10 protein-coding genes are annotated in these 18,995 nt (G+C 32.7%); 4 read left to right on the top strand and 6 right to left on the bottom strand.

What is annotated here, in order from left to right:
* Positions 1 to 61: 61 nt before the first annotated feature.
* From AB3G33_RS02800 to AB3G33_RS02780, 5 genes are all read right to left on the bottom strand, one after another.
* On the bottom strand, positions 62 to 1,813 hold the full coding sequence (locus AB3G33_RS02800; RefSeq protein ID WP_367772445.1) for a sugar-binding protein: 1,752 nt from the start codon (positions 1,811 to 1,813) through the stop codon (positions 62 to 64).
* 4 nt (positions 1,814 to 1,817) lie between these two features.
* Complete coding sequence (locus tag AB3G33_RS02795; protein WP_367772444.1) at positions 1,818 to 2,873, bottom strand: glycoside hydrolase family 43 protein; 1,056 nt, start codon at positions 2,871 to 2,873, stop codon at positions 1,818 to 1,820.
* 59 nt (positions 2,874 to 2,932) lie between these two features.
* Positions 2,933 to 4,105, bottom strand: a complete 1,173-nt coding sequence (locus AB3G33_RS02790) for an endo-1,4-beta-xylanase (protein ID WP_367772443.1) — start codon at positions 4,103 to 4,105, stop codon at positions 2,933 to 2,935.
* Between the two features lie 78 nt (positions 4,106 to 4,183).
* Entirely contained in the window at positions 4,184 to 5,710 is a 1,527-nt protein-coding gene (locus AB3G33_RS02785) for a RagB/SusD family nutrient uptake outer membrane protein (protein ID WP_367772442.1), read from the bottom strand.
* An 18-nt stretch (positions 5,711 to 5,728) separates the two neighbouring features.
* A complete protein-coding gene (locus AB3G33_RS02780) occupies positions 5,729 to 8,740 on the bottom strand; it encodes a SusC/RagA family TonB-linked outer membrane protein (protein WP_367772441.1) in 3,012 nt (1,003 codons plus the stop codon).
* Between the two features lie 387 nt (positions 8,741 to 9,127).
* Between AB3G33_RS02780 and AB3G33_RS02775 the strand changes: the two genes are divergently transcribed.
* A complete protein-coding gene (locus tag AB3G33_RS02775) occupies positions 9,128 to 13,084 on the top strand; it encodes a two-component regulator propeller domain-containing protein (protein WP_367772440.1) in 3,957 nt (1,318 codons plus the stop codon).
* A gap of 32 nt (positions 13,085 to 13,116) precedes the next feature.
* On the opposite strand, the gene AB3G33_RS02770 is transcribed toward AB3G33_RS02775, so the two are convergent.
* The gene (locus AB3G33_RS02770; protein WP_367755762.1) at positions 13,117 to 14,115 is read right to left on the bottom strand and encodes a GntR family transcriptional regulator; all 999 of its coding nucleotides are present in this window, start codon (positions 14,113 to 14,115) and stop codon (positions 13,117 to 13,119) included.
* A 126-nt stretch (positions 14,116 to 14,241) separates the two neighbouring features.
* Between AB3G33_RS02770 and AB3G33_RS02765 the strand changes: the two genes are divergently transcribed.
* From AB3G33_RS02765 to galK, 3 genes are all read left to right on the top strand, one after another.
* Positions 14,242 to 15,267, top strand: coding sequence for an aldose epimerase family protein (locus AB3G33_RS02765; protein ID WP_367772438.1), 1,026 nt, complete (start codon positions 14,242 to 14,244; stop codon positions 15,265 to 15,267).
* Position 15,268: 1 nt separating this feature from the next.
* Positions 15,269 to 17,710 (top strand): DUF4982 domain-containing protein, encoded by a 2,442-nt coding sequence (locus AB3G33_RS02760; RefSeq protein ID WP_367772436.1) that lies wholly within the window; start codon positions 15,269 to 15,271, stop codon positions 17,708 to 17,710.
* A 115-nt stretch (positions 17,711 to 17,825) separates the two neighbouring features.
* On the top strand, positions 17,826 to 18,995 hold the full coding sequence (gene galK, locus AB3G33_RS02755) for a galactokinase (protein ID WP_367772434.1): 1,170 nt from the start codon (positions 17,826 to 17,828) through the stop codon (positions 18,993 to 18,995).

Here is an 18,995-nt window from a genome sequence, read left to right as displayed (position 1 = left end):
ACCAACTTTGTGAATTTCTTAACCACTAAAAATTCACTAGTTTTTTTATATATGGTTCCTATTAATTAACCAACTTTAAAGTCGACCAAGAATAGGGTTTGTTATTTATATTGGTTGCAATATCTTCTGTATAATCATTTGTTCCTTTCTCTCTAAGGGCTATGTTGTAGCGTACTCTCATGTCTTTTGATGGGATTCCACCTAGTGTTGTCCAAGGAATTTTGGTTTCTATTCGATAGCCATTTGTGGTTTTAACTGTAGTCGTTAGAATTCCTTGAGAACCATCTAATTTTTTCCATTTGCTATTTTCGCCTTCATAAAGTGAAAATTGATTGGATTGTCCTAATTCGAGTTTAAAGATGGAACTTCCAGGAACGATTAATTTTTTATTTTTAGGATCTAAATACAAATCCAAACCATCACTTCCAGTTATTGCATCCGTGCTTATAATTTGGCTGTCTTTTATTTGTGCAAAAACATATAAAAACTCGGTATCATACGTAAAATTAGCTTCTAATTGTGTGGCACTTTTTTGGCCAATAAAAATTGGGCTTTCTTTCTGCCAAACTCCTTCATTGCTCAGTCCGTCAATTGTAGCAGTTTCCCTGACAGCATTAATATCGCGTAAAACATGCCCTTTTATCATCCAAATTTGTGATGAGTTGGAAAATTGGTTTGTGGTTGTTAAAGCAATTACGGTATCATCTTCCAAAACAGAAATACTATTCCACAATGCTGATTTTCCATTTGAAAGTAGAAAAGGAGTAGATTTTCTATTGAAATTTTTGGCTTCATTATTCCCAATTACCACTTTCATATCGGCATTATTAATGTCGTTTGAAGTTCTGTTTTCTGTTCCTTGATAGGACAGTAGCACTTCTCCTGTACTCAGTTGCGATAGGTAAGGAGCACCCGCATAAACAGAGTTACTCAATACCTCTTCCAAAGCATAATTTCGATTATTGCTGTTTGCATCAATGGTTTGTTTCCAGTTTTCTGTAATTGAATTTCGAATAATATAGGGCTTGAATTGATTCTCAACACCATTATCTTCAATAGAAAAAACAATTTCTGTTTGATTTTTTAATAGAATAGGAGAAGGCATTCCGTCTCTTTTCCCAGCTCTGAAACTCACAATTTCAGGTGTTGTTGACCATGTTAAACCATTATTTGAAGAGCGAATAAGAGAAATGTTTTGTTCAGTAGAAGTGCGGTACACGTTTTCATTGGAAAAAAACAATTGAATTTCTCCACTCGGAATTTGTAGTGCAGAAGGTTCCCAACAGCCGTTTTCAAAATCGGAACTGGCTTCATAAACAATTTGATTTTCTTTCCAAGTCAAACCTCCGTCATAACTTTTAATAGTGTTGATAGAAAATTTTTCGTTGCTATTTCCATTACTAATTGGTCTTGGATTATAGCAAATCAAAATAGAATTATCTTCTAACTGTAAAATATCAGGCGTGGTCATATTCACCGCAGTATTTCCAGATGCTACTTTAATAGATGCACTCCAAGTATTTCCAAAATCATTACTTGTCTTTACTAATATGGCTCCTCCAGATTCGTAAGTACAAATTAGTTTTTTATCGTTTAATTGTATTAATCTCGCGTACCCATTGTAATCCGGACTATTTTTATCCGAAACCTGAATTAAAGTGTTATAATCCCAAGCAATTCGGATGCCTTCAACAGCGGGTTTAGATGGAATGTTTTCTACTATCGGTTTTTCATCAACCACATTTGAAGAATCACTACAAGAAAGTAATGGGATGAAAATAAAGAGTAGAAATAAATGATTTATTTTATTCATTTTTTTACTTTTTTGAATTTGATTCCGTTTTACTTAAACCAAATTTTTGCACCAAATTGTTATACTCCTTGGTGGAAATGGAAATCATACAGCCATGTCTTGCTTTTTCGGGTAAACTATATTTATCCCAATCACTGTAAAAAGTATATCCTGAGGCCTGAAACCAAGGGTCATTTAAATTATCTGAAATAGATAATCCATAAGAAACTCCTGGGTATTGTTCGTAATACAGGTACCAAATTTTATCATCAGGAGATGCAATCAACATCGGTGCTTCTCTAAAATTAGGACTAATCGATTCTTGTGGTAAGGAGTAAGGGCCTAAAAGCGATTTTGATTTAGCAATTCGGATGGTTTTTCCCGTGGTCCAATATAAAGAGGGGTAAGTTTCATCTTTTAAAACAGCATAATAGGAATCTCCCACTTTTCTAATAAATACATCAATTGTTCCCATATCCCAATCAAACAATCGATTGGGTGTGCCTTCAAAAGTTTTTAAATCCTTAGATAACACATAAAGTGTTCTTTGACTTGCCCAATAAGCTTCTGGATCTTCTTTTGAGCCTAGTTTGTGTGGTGTGTGCCATGTTAGCATAAATTTTACTGAGTCTTTGTCATAATACAATTTTGGAGCACCTATTCTTTGTAATGCATTTGCATAATCAGGAGTGCTTTTTAGGTCAGGTGTATAAACAGCATGTTTTTTCCAAGTTATTAAATCATCAGAAACCCATATATTAATTTCTGGTGATTCATCGCTGGTATTTCCTGCTATATAATACTTTCCATCTGGCCCTTTACAAATATCAGGATGACCTTGATATTCTGGAAACACTCTTTTTCCATCATTCAAATTAGTCCAATGCAAGCCATCAAGACTTACTGAATAGTATAACCTCCCGTAATCTGTATGGGTCATATGAGCAAATAAGTAGGCTTCGTTCTTTGGTTTTGAACCATTTTCTACTTGTCCCGGTGGATTAGGTTGCTGCGCAAATAATGCCGTTTCTAAAAATAAAACGGCTATTAGAAAAAGTGTATTTAATATCCTTTTTTTCATGTGATTGGTATTATAACCCTATTTTAATTCATTAAAATAGGGTTAGTTTTCAGCTTATTTTATTTAGAAACAGCCTCAGAGGTTAATTTCTTTATTAGTTCAGTTTCCTTAACAATATAAGGAGAGCCATCTGTATTAAAAACCTCGTGGAACCATACTGGAGGAGCTGCAGTGTATTTTTTTGTCCAACTATCCCAAGGGAATTTTGTTTGTGTTTTTCCGTCAACTAAACCCCAGTTGATCATTGCAATTTTGTTTTCTTTTGCAATTGGTAAAAAACCTTCGAATGTACTTCCATTAGGGCGAGCCATATATTCTGTACACAACATTGGTTTTCCATAACGTTTTAATTCATTAATGCGTTTTACAAAATCGACAGGTTTATCATAGCAATGAAATGAGATTACATCCGATTGTTCTAACTGTAATTTAAAAATTGGTTTTAGATTCACCTCTGTCCAATCGCCAGCCCAGACACCTGAAGTCAATGGTTGTGACGGGTTACTTTCTCTAGCCCATTGGAATGCTTTTTCTAAAAGAGGGTATACAAAATCAACTTTATTAGCAATTTCCACTTTTTCATAAGAAGGACCTGTCATGTTATCAGGCTCATTCCACACATCCCAGCCTAATATTCTATCATCATCTTTGAAATGCGCTACCGTTTCCTTAACGTATTTTTCTAAACGCGGATATTCTTTTTCGTCTAATAATGCTTTTTTCCCTGGACTTTGTACCCATCCTGAATTATGAACAAATGGTTTTGGGTCTCTTTGTTTTCCTAATTCTGGAAAGGGATCCCAACAAGAATCAAAAAGCACAAATAAAATTTTTATATGGTGTTTGTTGGCAATTTCTAAAAAGCTATTCATTCTTTTATATAACCCTTCGGCATCTTGTTTGTGTAACAAATCATGTAAATAAACACGCATTACGTTCATTCCAATTTGTTCTGCCCAACCAAGTTCTTGATCAATTCTTTTGGGGTCAAAAGTAGCTTCTTGCCACATTTCTAATTGATTTATGGCAGTACTTGGGCAATAATTTGCCCCTACTAGCCACGGCTGTTTTGCGTACCAGAAATTGGCCTGTTCTTTTGTCCAGATCTCTCTTTTTTCAACCGTGGTTGTTACTGTATTATTCTCTTTTTCTTTACTTGATTTAGTTTTGTTACAACTAAGTAATAACATCCCTACTAGCACAAGCGCCAGATATAGTTTTGTGTTTTTCATTATAATTTATTTTATTGGGACAAATGTTTGCTAATTTTAAGGGAGTGATTCAGGAATCATTCCCTTAAAAATTATAGCTTAATATTCTGGATTTTGAATTAAATTGGGGTTGTTGTTAACCTCTACTTGAGGAATTGGCAATCTTTTATGTTTGCCAACAACGAAGTTTTTAAAATCAGGATCACGGGCTGCAATTTTATCTACAGCAGCTTGAGAATCTAAATCTCCCCAACGTTTTAAATCTTCCCAACGAACACTTTCGCCAGCCAATTCTAAAACTCGTTCCATTTTTAATTGTTCTAAGAATTTGGTTTTGTCATTTCCAATTTCAGGATGAGCAGCGGCTAAAGTGCCTATGTTTACACGAGCTCTTACCTTGTCTACATATTGGTAGGCACCAGCGGTATTTCCTGTTTCATTCAACACTTCGGCATAACGCAATAAAATATCTGCATAGCGAATTAATCGGTAGTTTACTTGACTGTAATAATCTTCATTGTCTCTATAGTAATCTCTACTCCCTTTTCTAAACCATGCCTCATCAGCTCCCCATTGCCAAGTTTTATTATAGGTTTTGTCTCCAAAATCAGCTAATAAATCAGGATAAAACAAGGTATATCTTAATCGAATATCTAAACCACCGTCTTTATTTTTTTCTTTCTTGAAAGCCTCAACTAACCAATATCTTGCTTGTCCATCAGACCATCCAATACTTCTTGGAGCAAAAAACTGAGCACGGTTACTAGAAACGGCCGCACTAGGATCTTCACCAGTTCCCCCTTTTCTTTGATCTCCAAACTGAATTTCAAAAACAGATTCATTGTTGTTTTCATTTACATCAGTAAAGTTATCTCTGTAATTAGCTACTAAACTATATTTTGCGCCAGATCCAGTTATTAAATATTCTAAAGCCGTCTTAGCTTCAGGCCATTTGCGTTGTTGCATATACACTTTTGCGAGCATTGCTTTTGCAGCACCTTTGTCAGGTCTTCCAGTTTGGCTTGACGACCATTCTGTTGGTAAATCGGCGTAAGCATCATTTAGATCTGATTCAATTTGTTTCCAAACTTCAGTGATATTTTTTTGTTCTGGACGATCATTTGGTGTTGAAGGCTCTAAAACGATTGGAATATTTTCCCAAAGTATCGCTGCATAGTAATAGTTTAGTGCTCTTAGGAACTTTGCTTCAGCTAAAATGTTCTTTTTATCCACTTCATTTTTGAATTCAATTTTGGGAACATTGGCTAGCACTTGATTGCATCTAAAAATAGCTTTGTATGTATCTCTCCAAGTAACTGAATTCCCTTCCCAGAAGTTATAATTGATATAATTAAATCGGGTCCAATCGGCTAATTCAATCCATGGGCTTTGGCTAAAACCTTCATCAGATGTTAAATCAAGACGGAAATAAATCCATCTCGCCCACATTCCATCTTTATAAAACATAGCATATGCAGAATTTATTCCTGCTTGTGCATCACTTTCTGTAGCCCAATATTGACCTGTTGTTAATGTATTTGGGTTGTTAAGTTCAAGCTCATTATCGCATGATGATAAGGAAAGGAGGTTGAGAAAAACTACAGTTATTAAAAATATTTTTTTCATTATACTATTTTTTTAAAATTAAAAACTAAACTCTACACCTAGTGAATAGGTTTTTAGATTTGGAAATGAACCTACATCTACCCCTCTTTGAAAAATATTACCATTACTGAATTCAGGATCTAATCCAAGATATTTTGTAATTGTAATCACGTTTTGTGTAGACAAAGTAAATCTAGCACTAGTAAAACCAGCTTTTTGTATTGTTTTTTCAGGTAGGTTGTAACCAATTCCAACATATTTAAGTCGGATAAAATCACCACTTTCTAAAAATCGATCACTATCCCCTCTTGAGTTCAAAGTAGTTCCTTTTACAATTCTAGGAAAATCTGTATTTGGGTTTTCAGGTGTCCAAGGTTGAATTCCAGATCTATAGTTACTATCGTCATCAAAACGGTCTACTGTACTTCGAAATCCGTTATAAACGGTTGCCCCTTGTGAGGTAATCCAGTTCATAGAAAAATCAAAGTTTTTATATGAAGCTCCTACATTTAATCCCATTTCGAATTTTGGCCATGGACTGCCTACAATGTCTTTGTCTTCATTTGTAATTTGTCCGTCATCATTTACATCTTTAAAACGAATGTCTCCAGGTTGTGCATTTGGCATTATTACGGTCCCAGTTGAGTTTACATAATTTTGAATTTCTTCTTGATTTTGGAATAACCCATCCGTTTGTAACATGTACCACATTCCTACAGCACCACCAGCTCTTGTTATTGTATTCCCTTGAATACTTTCATTTTGACCATTACCAAGAGAGACTAACTTGTTGTTTAGTTTAGTAAAGTTGATAGAAGCATTGAAGGAGAAGTCGTTTATTTTCTTATTGTAACTTAAATCCAATTCAAATCCTTTATTTTCGATAGTTGCCGCATTTGAAATTGGATTTCCACCATCATTTCCAGTTGTCATTAAAATTGGGAATCCAAACAAAACATCTTCTGTACGCGCTATAAAATAATCTGCAGTTAAGCGTAATGAGTTATTTAGCATTCCTAAATCGATTCCAACATTGGTTTGTTTTAATTTTTCCCAACGCAATTCTTCGTTTGCTAATCTAACTTGACTGGCTGATGGATATAAAGTTTGTCCATCTCCCAATACAATGGCACCAAAAGTGTTTATAAATCCTTGGTATTCATAATTTCCAATGTTTCCACTTCCTAATTCACCATAGCTGGCTCTCATTTTTAAATCATTTATGAAATCCACTTTAAAAAAGGATTCGTTGCTCACTCTCCATCCTAATGAAACGGATGGGAAATTACCCCATTTATTAGCATCACTAAATTTTGAAGAGCCATCACGTCTGAAAACAGCATTAAATAAATAACGATCATCATAGTTGTATTCCAGTCTTCCCAAATAAGACGCTAATGCAGATTCATTTCTAAATCCACCAACTTCAGCTTGATCACCTAGATCCAAAACATCAAAATAATTTCCTGTACTTGGATTAATCAAAAGATTTCTTTTTGTACCATAAATTTGGTCGTAATTGTCTTTTTGAAAGGTTTGACCTGCTAAAAGAGTAATTTCATGTTTACCAAACTCCTTTTTGAATGTCAATGTATTTTCAAATAATTTAGTTTGTGAACGGCCTTTATTTTGATTAATAAATGACTGCTCATAGGGTTGATTTAAAGTCCAATTTCCTAGTTTTCTAATAAAGTTGTAACTATCAAAACTGGTTTCATAACCAAAATTAAATCGGTATTTTAGGAAAGAAGCTAGTTTCAATTCCGTCCATAAGTTCCCTCTTATTCTAAAATTTTGATTTTCTGTATCTAATAAATTGGCAATAGCAATTGGGTTTGTCCCAAAAGTATTTGCAACACCTTGTTTTCCATAACCATATCCGCCTGGGTTATCTTCATCATAAACTGGAATTGTAGGGAATAATCGGTACGTATCTATGATTGGGTTGCCTGACATTTCATCTGTTTTTGAATTACTGATGGCTAAGTTCTCCCCAATACTGAAAATTCCTTTTGTACCACTTGTGTTCACTCTAAATGAAACTCGGTTGAAATCAGTTGAAACTACAGTTCCTTTATTTCCAAAATAATTTGCTGACATAAAGAATGTTGAATTGTCTCCTCCACCTGAAAAACTAGCATTGTAATCTTGAATTAAGCCTTGTTTAAAAACTTCTTTTTGCCAATCAGTGTTTACGCCAAGATTTAAGTTTTGTCTTGGAATACCTGCATTATCGTATGCTTGAAAATTAAATTTCGAAAACTCTTCAGTTCCCATTAAATCATAGGTAGGCATAGATGTAAAGCTGGTTTTTGAGGAAACTTCTATTTTTAGTGGTCCTTTTTTACCTTTTTTGGTAGTAATTATAATTACACCATTTGCTGCTCTAGAGCCATAAATTGCAGCAGCAGAGGCATCTTTTAAAACTTGGATAGTTTCAATGTCATTTGGATTAAAATCTCTATTGGCTGATGTAATTAATCCGTCAACTACATACAGCGGATTTGCATTTTGTAGGTTTTTAAGTCCTCGAATTTCAATACTGGCTTCTTGTCCGGGTCTTCCGCCACCTCTAACTTTAACTCCTGTTACTAAGCCTTGTAATCCTTCGGCCATTGTAGTAACTTGTCTTTTTTGAATTTCATCGGCTTTAACCACTGAAATAGCTCCAGTTAGATCTTTCTTTTGTTGTGAACCATAACCAATTAACACCACTTCATCTAGAGCAACTGCTCCTTCTTCTAGCGAAACGTTAATTGTTTTTTGATTATTGATTGAAACTTCTTTTGTTTTATATCCTTGATAAGAGATAACAAGAGTTTGATTTGTCTTTGCAGTAATTGAAAATTTACCTTCAAGATCTGTAACAGTACCATTTGTAGTATTTTTCACTAAGATATTTGCAAATGGAACAGCATCTCCATGAAGAGCTGAAGTTATTCTCCCAGTAATTTGAATTTGGTCTTGCGCATACGTTTGTTGAAGTAATAAACTAAAAAAAAGTAAGAGGTAGTATCTCTGCTTTAAAATTTGGTTGATTTTTGTTTTCATTGATTTTTCGTTTAAAAAGTTTTCATTGATTTTGGTTTTTTGGATAGTTCCTTTATTATTTTAATCGTCTCTTATTCGATCAAAAAAATAGTTAATATTGTTTTTTAAAATCTGTTGCTTCATTTTTCTAAATTTTAATTATTGTGTATTTTTAATTTGTTTTTTTTACACATGTAATAATTTTTAAGCTAAAAAAATATCAATATGTTTTATTTCAAAATTCAAATTAGGCCTTTTTTATTCGAAAAAAATCAATTCATTTGTGTCAATATTACTTGTAAATGATGCAGATTTCTTTTTTAATGCTAAAAAATTATGTTGTTGCAACATTTGGAATACAATTGAGACGATTTGTAGAAGTTGTCGATTAACATCAAATTTAAAAACATGAGTAAATTCTTATATTTTGTAATTCTTATTTGTTTTTTTACTAATTTTTTATATGCTCAAGACTATTATTTTAAGCACTATAAAGTAGAAGAAGGACTTTCGAATAATACCGTTTTAACTTCGTTACAAGACCAAGATGGTTTTATGTGGTTTGGTACAAAAGATGGATTAAATAGATTTGACGGCTATGGATTTAAGACCTACCGCGGGAATGGTGATCCTATTCATAGTTTGGGTAGTAACTATATTCAATCGCTGCATGAATACAAAGGAATTATTTGGATCGGAACTGATAAGGGGTTGTATAAATATGATAAAATAGCAGATCGGTTTAGTATTCTAAATGAGGCCATTAATGATAGAATTGCGACAATAGAGCATGATGAACATGGTAATATATGGTTTATTTCAGGTAACATTCTCTATAAATATTCAATACTAAAAAATGAAACTACGACATTCAATCCTAATAGTTATTTTATTGCAACATCAATAACTAGAGATGCAAAAGGGGAAATATGGGTTTCGTCTTTAAACAAGCTGTACCACTATTCAGATGAAAGTTTGTCATTTGAGAATGTTGTGTTGAATTATGATGCTGTAAGTAAAACTCCTTATAGGATAACTGTTATTTATGCTGTAGATACTAATAATATAGTAATTGGGACACAAGAACATGGTGTTCTTTCGTACAATCCTATCACTAAAAAAACAGTAGCATTGCCATTTGCCAAAAATGAATGTTTGTTTGTTCGTCAGTTCAATAAAAAAACAAATAATGAAATTTGGATAGCTAGTGAATCGGGTGTGTTTATTTATAATATCAAAACAAATAAATACACTAATCTTAAAAAAGATTTTAACGATCCCTTTAGTATTTCAGATAATGCGGCTTATTCTATAACTATTGACAAGGAATTGGGTGTTTGGATAGGAACTTATTTTGGGGGCATTAATTACCATCAAAAACAGTATACACAATTTAAAAAATATTTCCCCAAAAACAATCAAAACTCCATTAGCGGAAGTGCGGTAAGAGAAATTCATAAAGATGATAAAGGTGATTTTTGGATAGGTACTGAAGATGCTGGTTTGAATAAATTTAATACAAAAACACAGGTATTCACTTCGTTTAAACCAAATGGAAGGTCAGGTTCAGTGTCCTATTATAATATTCATGCTTTATTGCCTAGAAAGGACAATATTTGGATAGGAACTTTTGAGCATGGTTTAGATGTTTTAAATCGAAATACAGGAAAAGTAATTAAACATTATGAAGCTAGTAGCGCCAAAGGGGCGCTTAAAAGCAACTTTGTATTTAGCTTTTATGAAACAAGAAACAAGGATTTTTTAATACTGACTTCAATAGGGATTTACAAATACAATGAACTCGAAGATAATTTTGATCTCTTTAGTATATTTCCTGAAACCATGCATTATACTACTTTTATGGAGGATGTTGATGGTAATTATTGGGCTGGAACTTATAGAGAAGGATTATTGTTTTATGATTCTAAAAACAAGAAAAATGAGATCTTTAGATACAATTATAAAGACAAAAAGGGGATTAGCAACAGTTCTATAAACTGTATTTTTCAAGATAGTAACAATAATTTATGGATTGCTACAGAGAATGGATTGAATCTTTATGATAAAAAAACGAAAAGCTTTACTAAATTCGACACAACAAATGGATTTCCTAGTAATGTGTTCTATTCTATAGTAGAAGATGACTTGAAAAATCTATGGATAACAACTTCCAAGGGATTAGTGAATTTTGGTTCAGATCACACAAGTATTAAAATTTACACCACTGCAAACGGATTGTTAAGTGACCAGTTTAATTATAACTCTGCATTTAAAGATAGTAATGGAGATATGTATTTTGGTAACCTGAACGGGATGATTAGTTTTAATCCTAAAAACTTCACTAAAAATAAATATAAACCGGAAATATTTATAACCAGTTTGCAAATAAATAACAAAGAGGTTTTGACAAATGAGGAAAATTCACCTCTAAAAAAATCCATTTCATACCTAGATGAGTTAGAGTTGGAATACGATCAGTCATCATTTAATATTGAGTTTGCAGCTTTAAATTATACTGGTGCGCAACTGACTGAATATTGGTATAAGCTAGAAAACGTTAATAAAGACTGGGTGTATTTAGGAAGGAATAATAAAGTTTTTTTTACGGCTCTTGCCTCTGGTACTTATACTTTTAAAGTAAAATCATTAAATAGTTTTGGAGTTTGGAGTAAAGAAGCTACTATAACTATAAAAATACTCCCGCCGTTTTGGGCTAGTATTTATGCATATGTATTTTACTTTATAGTATTATGTTGCGGGTTATTTGCAATTATTAGATATTCAAATAATGTGACTCAAGAGAAAAACAATCGAAAAATTAAGCATCTGAATGATGAAAAAGAGAAAGAAATTTATCATGCGAAAATAGAGTTTTTCACCAATGTGGCTCATGAAATAAAAACGCCTTTAACGCTTATTAAAAGTCCTTTAGAAAAATTATTGAATTTTGATTATGAATTACCAGAGATTCCTCAGAATCTTTTAATAATGAAAAAAAATACCTCCAGATTACTCAAGCTGGTAAATGAACTTTTGGATTTTAGAAAAACAGAAATTGGAGGCTTAAAACTCACTTTTGTAGAGACAAATATTTCTGCTGTTATGAGAAACTTGCACCTGCGTTTTAGTCAGCTAATAGAGGAAAAAAACATTGATTTTGAACTCGATTTAAGTGATAAAGATATTTATGCTTTTGTTGATAAAGAAGCTTTAAAAAAAATACTCAGTAATTTGTTTAATAATGCAATTAAATACTCCAATAATAAGGTGATTGTAAGTTTAACTAGGGACGAAAAAAAATTAAAACTGTTGGTTAAAAATGATGGAAATTTGATTCCTAGTTATTTAAAAGATAAAATTTTCGAACCCTTTTTCAGAGTAGAAAATATGGGTAATAATTCAGGAACTGGCATCGGATTGTCCTTGGCACAGTCTTTAACACAACTTCATCATGGGAGCTTACAATTGGTTTTTATAGAGTCGGAATTAAATGTTTTTGAACTTATTGTTCCGCTGCATCAGGAAGAAGAATTTATGTTATATGATGAGTTTCCTAAAGACTCTGGCAATAATGAAAGTGTAATAAAAGAGTTGGAAGGAAATAGCGAAAAAACTGCTATTCTTGTCGTAGAAGATAATGAAGATTTGTTGGATTTTATTACAAAAGAACTTATTTCTTCTTACATTGTTTTTTCTGCAAATAATGGAGAGTCAGCTCTGGAAATAATTCATAATGAAAATATTTCATTAGTTATCAGTGATATTGGTATGCCTGTGATGGATGGAATTACGTTGTGTAAAAAAATTAAAACTAATCTTGAAACAAGCCATATTCCAGTAGTATTGTTAACGGCAAAAAATTCACTTAAATCACAAATTGACGGACTTGAAGTAGGTGCTGACTCCTATATATCCAAGCCTTTTTCTATGGAATATTTAAAAGTTCAGTCTTCAAATTTAATTGAAAACAGAAAGCAAATAATGAAATATTATGCCAGCTCTCCCCTTTCGCACATCAAAAGTATTGCTCACAATAAAACGGACGAAGCTTTTTTGAAAAAACTAGATGATGAGATTATTAAAAATATTACAGATCAAAATTTAAGTGTAGAATCCCTATCGGAGATTATGAATATGAGCAGGTCAACTTTGTATCGAAAAATCAAAGATATTTCTAATTTGAGTCCAAATGAATTAATCAATATTGTCCGATTAAAAAAGGCGGCTGAATTGTTGCTTAATGGAGATTATAAAATGTATGAAATTGCTGAAATGGTAGGATATAAATCGCAAACCAGTTTTGGTAGAAATTTTCAAAAACATTTTAAAATGTCTCCATCAGATTATATTTCAATGAAAAATTAATAGGGATGTTTTATTTCAAATCTCAAATTATTTTACAAAGAATTTCGAATAATCAATGCGCTTTTATTCTCAATTTGCTCTTTTTTTCCTTGTAGAATCATTTGTGCAAGAATTTTTCCCATAGCTTCAAAATTGGTAGAAATGGTCGTAATTCCATTTTCTACAATCTTTTTCAATGGAGTTTCGTTATATGAAATAATACCGTAATCACTGCCTAATTTTAAGTTTTGAGACTTTGACTTTTCAATTACACTTACGAGGTCTCGATCCGTTGGAATGATGTAGACTTCTCCCTTTTTTATTTCTCTATTTTTAAAGTCGGGTGTTATTTCGTAGTTGAAATTGTGGTCTTTACAAAAATTTTCAAAACCTATTTTCATTCCTAATGGTTCTCGAAACCCAGGAAATATTAAGATAATTTTTTTGTATTTATTTAATTTTGATTTTCCTTTAAGTAAGCCATTGTAGATGTCTTTAAGGTGGTTTTGATATATCGCAGGATACAATTTTAAATCAGGATTTGTTTGGTCTAATATGTAAACATCGTTAACCGGTAGGGTTTTTATAACGGATGCTGCCTCCACTAAATTGGTTGGCATTATAATATATTTAGTATAGTTTCCATTGCTTTCATTTATTAGTTTTTTAAAAACTTGGATGTTAAAATGATGAAAAAAGATGTCAACTTGGGCCTCTTTTCCTATGTTTTCCAAGAAAGAGTTGTAGATGTCTTCTTTAAAGATATTTAGCTCTTCAAATAATAAGAAAATCCTTTGTTTAGTGCTTATTTCAGTGCTTTTTATGTAGTACCCTTTTCCGAGAATAGCATAGATTATTCCTCTTTTTTTCAATTCTTCATACGCCTGTAAAACAGTGTCGCGGGACAATGAGAATTCTAAGCATACTTTGTTTATAGAAGGTAATTTTTCATCTTTTTTTAGTTTGCCATCTTCAATAGTTTTTTCTATTGATGAGATGATCTGTTTGTATTTGGGTATCCCAAGATTGTTTTTAATGGAAATTGTTTTCATGAGACTGATTTTTTTTGCAATATACAAAAACTGGTAGGTACTGGTATGTAAAAGTGAATTATTATTCTAATTTTGATTTTTGATATTGATAAAAAAAGAATAGAAATAAAACACATATCATATTTTATGACTAATTATATAATGAAATTGTTTGGTTTAACAACTACCGAGGAGGTTATTGAGTCTTTTGATTTAAGTAACAAAAACGGTATGAAATTAACCGTTATAAACTATGGAGCTACCGTAGTCTCATTAAAAATGCCATTAAAAACTGGCGAAGTCATTGATGTTGTTTTAGGGTTCGATAATTTAGAAGCGTATCTAAAATCTTTTCAATTGAAAAGTCCTCCTTATTTTGGAGCAACAGTGGGGAGATTTGCTGGAAGAATAAATAACAGTTTATTTAATTTGAATGGGAAAGCATTTTTATTAAATAAAAATAACAATAATCATTCTCTTCATGGAGGTATTGAGAACTTTAGCCAAAAAATTTGGACTGTAGAAAATTGGACTGAAGGTAAAAACCCATCGATTACATTAAGTTGTTTAAGCCCTAATGGAGAAGAAAATTATCCTGGAGAGCTTGCGGTTAAGTTGACTTATACGGTATCGGAAGAAAATGAATTAATTATAGAATACCAAGCAAGTTCAAGTGAAGACACTATTGTGAATTTAGCACATCACAGTTATTTTAATCTTGATGGTCACAAATCAGACATATTAGAGCAAGAGTTAATAGTTAATTCTAAAAGAACTCTGGAAACTACAAATGAAAATATTCCAACAGGAAAATTTTTGAACATTGCCGGTTCTTCATTTGATTTTAGTAGTCCCAAAAAATGTCCATCGGAAATTGATACCACCTTTGTTTTGGATAATAAAGAGGAGTTTGCAGCTTCACTTTTCAACAAAAAGAATAGGCTAAAAATGACTGTTTATACAGATCAACCTGGAGTTCATATTTATGTTGGAGGCAATTGTTTTAATGAAGTAAAAGGCAAAGAAAATTGCGATTATCATCCTTTAAGTGGCATCTGTTTTGAAACACAAAATTTCCCAGATGCTCCAAATCACGAACATTTTCCAAGTTCAATTTTGAGAAAAGAAGAATTATATCATCATAAAACAATTTATAAATTTCAATCTTTTTAAAATGATTAAAATTATAAACAACATACTTTTTTTATTGCTAATTGTATTGGGTTTTTCTTCTGGAGAAATTCAAGCACAGTCACAATCAAAAATAAAATTAGATACGAATTGGAAATTTCAAAAAGGAGATTTTGAAGAGGCGTCAAAAATAAATTTTAATGATTCGAAATGGGAATCTGTAACTGTTCCACATGACTGGGCAATATACGGGCCATTTGATAAAAATGTAGATAAGCAGAGTGTTGCCATTGTTCAAAACGGAGAAAATGTAGCTACCGAAAAAACTGGGCGCACAGGAGCTTTACCTCACATAGGAACGGCCTGGTATCGCAATAAATTTACATTACCTAAAGATTCAAAAGGGAAGAAAATAATTTTACTTTTTGAAGGGGCAATGAGCGAACCTCAAGTGTATTTGAACGGAAAAAAAGTAGGAGAATGGGCGTATGGTTACAGTTATTTCTATTTTGATGTTTCCCAATTTGTAGAAGAAGGAGAGAACACTTTATCAGTAAAACTAACCAATAAAGAATTTGCTTCACGTTGGTATCCTGGTGCTGGTTTATATCGAAATGTAAGTGTTATTATAAAAAATAACGAAAGTATTGACCAATGGGGACAGTTTGTAACGACACCTTTTATAAATGACGAAGTTGCTAAAGTTAATATTAAGACAAAAACTTCTGGGGAAAACACCCGTTTAGTTACCACTATTTTTGACGCCGAAGGACATAAACTAAACTCTGAGGAGTCGACGATACAATTCGGAAATGAGTTTGATCAAAATATAAAAGTTGAAAATCCAAAATTATGGAGCCCTGAAACCCCTTATTTATATAAAGCGGTTTCCCAATTGTATGTTGGTAAAGAACTGAAAGATGTGATGTCAACTCCTTTTGGAATTCGAGAAATAAAATACGAACCCAATAAAGGATTTAGTCTAAATGGGAAGGTAACTAAATTTAAAGGCGTTTGTCTGCACCACGATCTTGGTCCACTAGGAGTTGCAGTAAATAAAGCTGCTTTGCGCAGACAAATGATGATATTAAAAGATATGGGTTGCAATGCGATCCGTAGTTCACACAATATGCCCTCTTTTGAACAACTGGAATTGGCTGATGAAATGGGTTTTTTGTTTTTGGCAGAGAGTTTTGATGAATGGGCAAAACCGAAAGTAGAGAATGGTTATCATCGTTTTTTTGAGGATTATGCCGAAAAAGACATCGTGAATTTGGTGCGTGCAACAAGAAATCATCCTTCTATTGTAATGTGGAGTGCTGGAAACGAAGTGCCTGATCAATGGGGAGAAGCAGGTGTAAAAAGAGCCAAATGGTTGCAAGAAATATTTCATAGAGAAGACCCAACACGCCCAGTAACTGTGGGTATGGATCAAGTAAAAGCGACTATGGAATCTGGTTTTGGAGCAGTGTTGGATGTTCCAGGTTTAAACTATCGTGTGCATTTATATGATGAAGCCTTTGCGAAATTTCCACAAGGTTTTATTTTAGGTTCAGAAACTGCTTCAACTGTAAGTTCTAGAGGGATTTATAAATTTCCTGTGGTTCAAGAAAAAATGAAGCAATATCCTGACTTTCAGTCTTCATCTTATGATTTAGAAGCGTGTAGCTGGTCTAATGTACCCGATGAAGATTTTGTTCTTCAAGATGATAAACCTTGGGTTATTGGTGAATTTGTTTGGACTGGTTTTGATTATTTGGGTGAACCTACACCTTATGATGAAAGCTGGCCGTCTCGAAGTTCTTATTTTGGAATTAACGATTTAGCGGGTTTACCTAAGGATCGCTATTATTTATACAGAAGCCGTTGGAATACGAAGGAATCAACTCTTCATATTTTGCCGCATTGGAACTGGGAAGGTCGTGAAGGAGAAATTACTCCTGTTTTTGTCTATACGAACTACAACAGCGCTGAACTTTTTATAAATGGCATAAGCATGGGTGTGCAGAAAAAAAACAACAGTACCCCACAAAATCGCTACCGTTTAATGTGGATGGATGTAAAATATGAGCCAGGAACGGTAAAAGTCGTGGCTTATGACGACAATGGTAAAGCGATTGCTGAACAAGAAGTAAAAACTGCTGGCAAGCCATATCAAATAGTTTTAGACGCAGACAGAAAATCAATTACTGCTGATGGCGAAGATATATCTTTTGTCACTGTATCAGTAGTTGATAAAAATGGAATTCCGTGCCCTACGGCAACAAACCAATTAAAATTTAAAGTTAAAGGAGCGGGTACTTTCAGGGCAGCTTGTAATGGGGATGCTACTTCGCTCGAAATGTTTCATAAAGATACTATGAAACTTTTTAGTGGAAAGTTAGTAGTACTTGTAAAATCGACAACAACAGCTGGGGATGTAAAGCTCGAAGTAAATGGAGCAGGGCTTAAGAGTGGTAAATTAAATTTAGTATCTACAAAATAAATAAAAAGTCGAAGCAAGAATTGCAGTGATACCTTATAAAGAGAAGGATTTTAAAAGGGAAAAAGTGGTTCAAGCCTCGAAAACTAATACAGTTAAGAATAATAATTTCAAAATAATGAATGATATTTTAATTAAAAATACTACCAATTTTTTTCAGGAAACCTTTGGTTCAACTGCAGAAAAAATTGTGCTTTCTCCAGGAAGGATTAATATTATTGGAGAACATATTGATTATAATGATGGTTATGTTTTGCCAGCGGCAATTGATAAAATAATTTGTTTTGCTTTCGAGAAAAACAATACAAATCAATCAAGAATAGTTGCAATTGATCTTAATGATGAATTCGAAATTAACCTTGCAGATTCAGTTGAATTGACCGACAATGTTTGGACTAATTATGTGAGAGGGGTTATCAATCAATTGAAAATAAAAGGTTTTGAGTTTGAAGGTTTCAACTGTGTTTTTAGCAGTAATATTCCAGTTGGTTCTGGGTTATCATCCTCTGCAGCTTTAGAGTGTGGTTTTTTATTTGGACTAAATGAACTTTTTAATTTGGATATAAAACCAGTTGATATGGCGCTAATGGGGCAAAGCGCTGAACATTGGGTAGGAATCAATTGTGGAATTATGGATCAATTTTCTAGTGTGATGGGTTTAGAAAATAAGGTAATAAAAATTGATTGCAAAACATTGGAGTATGAATATCATAATGCTGATTTCAATGATTATTCTTTGATTTTATTTGATTCAAATGTGAAGCATTCCTTAATGACATCGGCATATAATGAAAGAAGAGAACAGTGTGAAGAAGGGATTGCAATTGTGAAAAATAATTTTCCTGAGATATCAAGTTTTAGAGATTGTACAGAGCAACATATTTTAGGATTACAAAATGTAATGAGTCCTAATGTTTTTAAAAGAAGTCTTTTCGTAGTAAAAGAAATCAATCGGGTTATCCTGGCATGTGAAGCATTAGACAAAGGAAATATTGAAACTCTTGGGAAGTTAATGTTTGAAACACATGAAGGATTGTCCTCAGATTATGAAGTAAGTTGTGCTGAACTAGACATGATTGTCAATACCCTTAAAAACGAGGAAGCAGTTGTAGGTTCTCGATTAATGGGTGGTGGTTTTGGCGGCTGCACCATTAACTTAATTAAAAAAGGACATGAAAACCGAATCAAAAAGGAGCTTTCGGCACTTTATTTTGAGACTTTTGGAATAGAATTAAAAATTTATGATGTAAAAATCGGAAACGGAACAACACTTTATAAAAACAATTAG

The sequence above is a fragment of the Flavobacterium sp. WC2421 genome (assembly GCF_040822115.1).
GTDB lineage: Bacteria > Bacteroidota > Bacteroidia > Flavobacteriales > Flavobacteriaceae > Flavobacterium.
The sequence above is the reverse complement of the archived record's forward strand: the minus strand, read 5'-3'. Positions and strand labels throughout refer to the sequence as shown.

Excerpts from the sequence above, each read along its gene's own strand:
- AB3G33_RS02800 (WP_367772445.1), bottom strand. The coding sequence starts at position 1,813 with ATGAATAAAATAAATCATTTATTTCTACTCTTTATTTTCATCCCATTA.
- AB3G33_RS02795 (WP_367772444.1), bottom strand. The coding sequence starts at position 2,873 with ATGAAAAAAAGGATATTAAATACACTTTTTCTAATAGCCGTTTTATTT.
- AB3G33_RS02790 (WP_367772443.1), bottom strand. The coding sequence starts at position 4,105 with ATGAAAAACACAAAACTATATCTGGCGCTTGTGCTAGTAGGGATGTTA.
- AB3G33_RS02785 (WP_367772442.1), bottom strand. The coding sequence starts at position 5,710 with ATGAAAAAAATATTTTTAATAACTGTAGTTTTTCTCAACCTCCTTTCC.
- AB3G33_RS02780 (WP_367772441.1), bottom strand. The coding sequence starts at position 8,740 with ATGAAAACAAAAATCAACCAAATTTTAAAGCAGAGATACTACCTCTTA.
- AB3G33_RS02775 (WP_367772440.1), top strand. The coding sequence starts at position 9,128 with ATGAGTAAATTCTTATATTTTGTAATTCTTATTTGTTTTTTTACTAAT.
- AB3G33_RS02770 (WP_367755762.1), bottom strand. The coding sequence starts at position 14,115 with ATGAAAACAATTTCCATTAAAAACAATCTTGGGATACCCAAATACAAA.
- AB3G33_RS02765 (WP_367772438.1), top strand. The coding sequence starts at position 14,242 with ATGACTAATTATATAATGAAATTGTTTGGTTTAACAACTACCGAGGAG.
- AB3G33_RS02760 (WP_367772436.1), top strand. The coding sequence starts at position 15,269 with ATGATTAAAATTATAAACAACATACTTTTTTTATTGCTAATTGTATTG.
- galK (WP_367772434.1), top strand. The coding sequence starts at position 17,826 with ATGAATGATATTTTAATTAAAAATACTACCAATTTTTTTCAGGAAACC.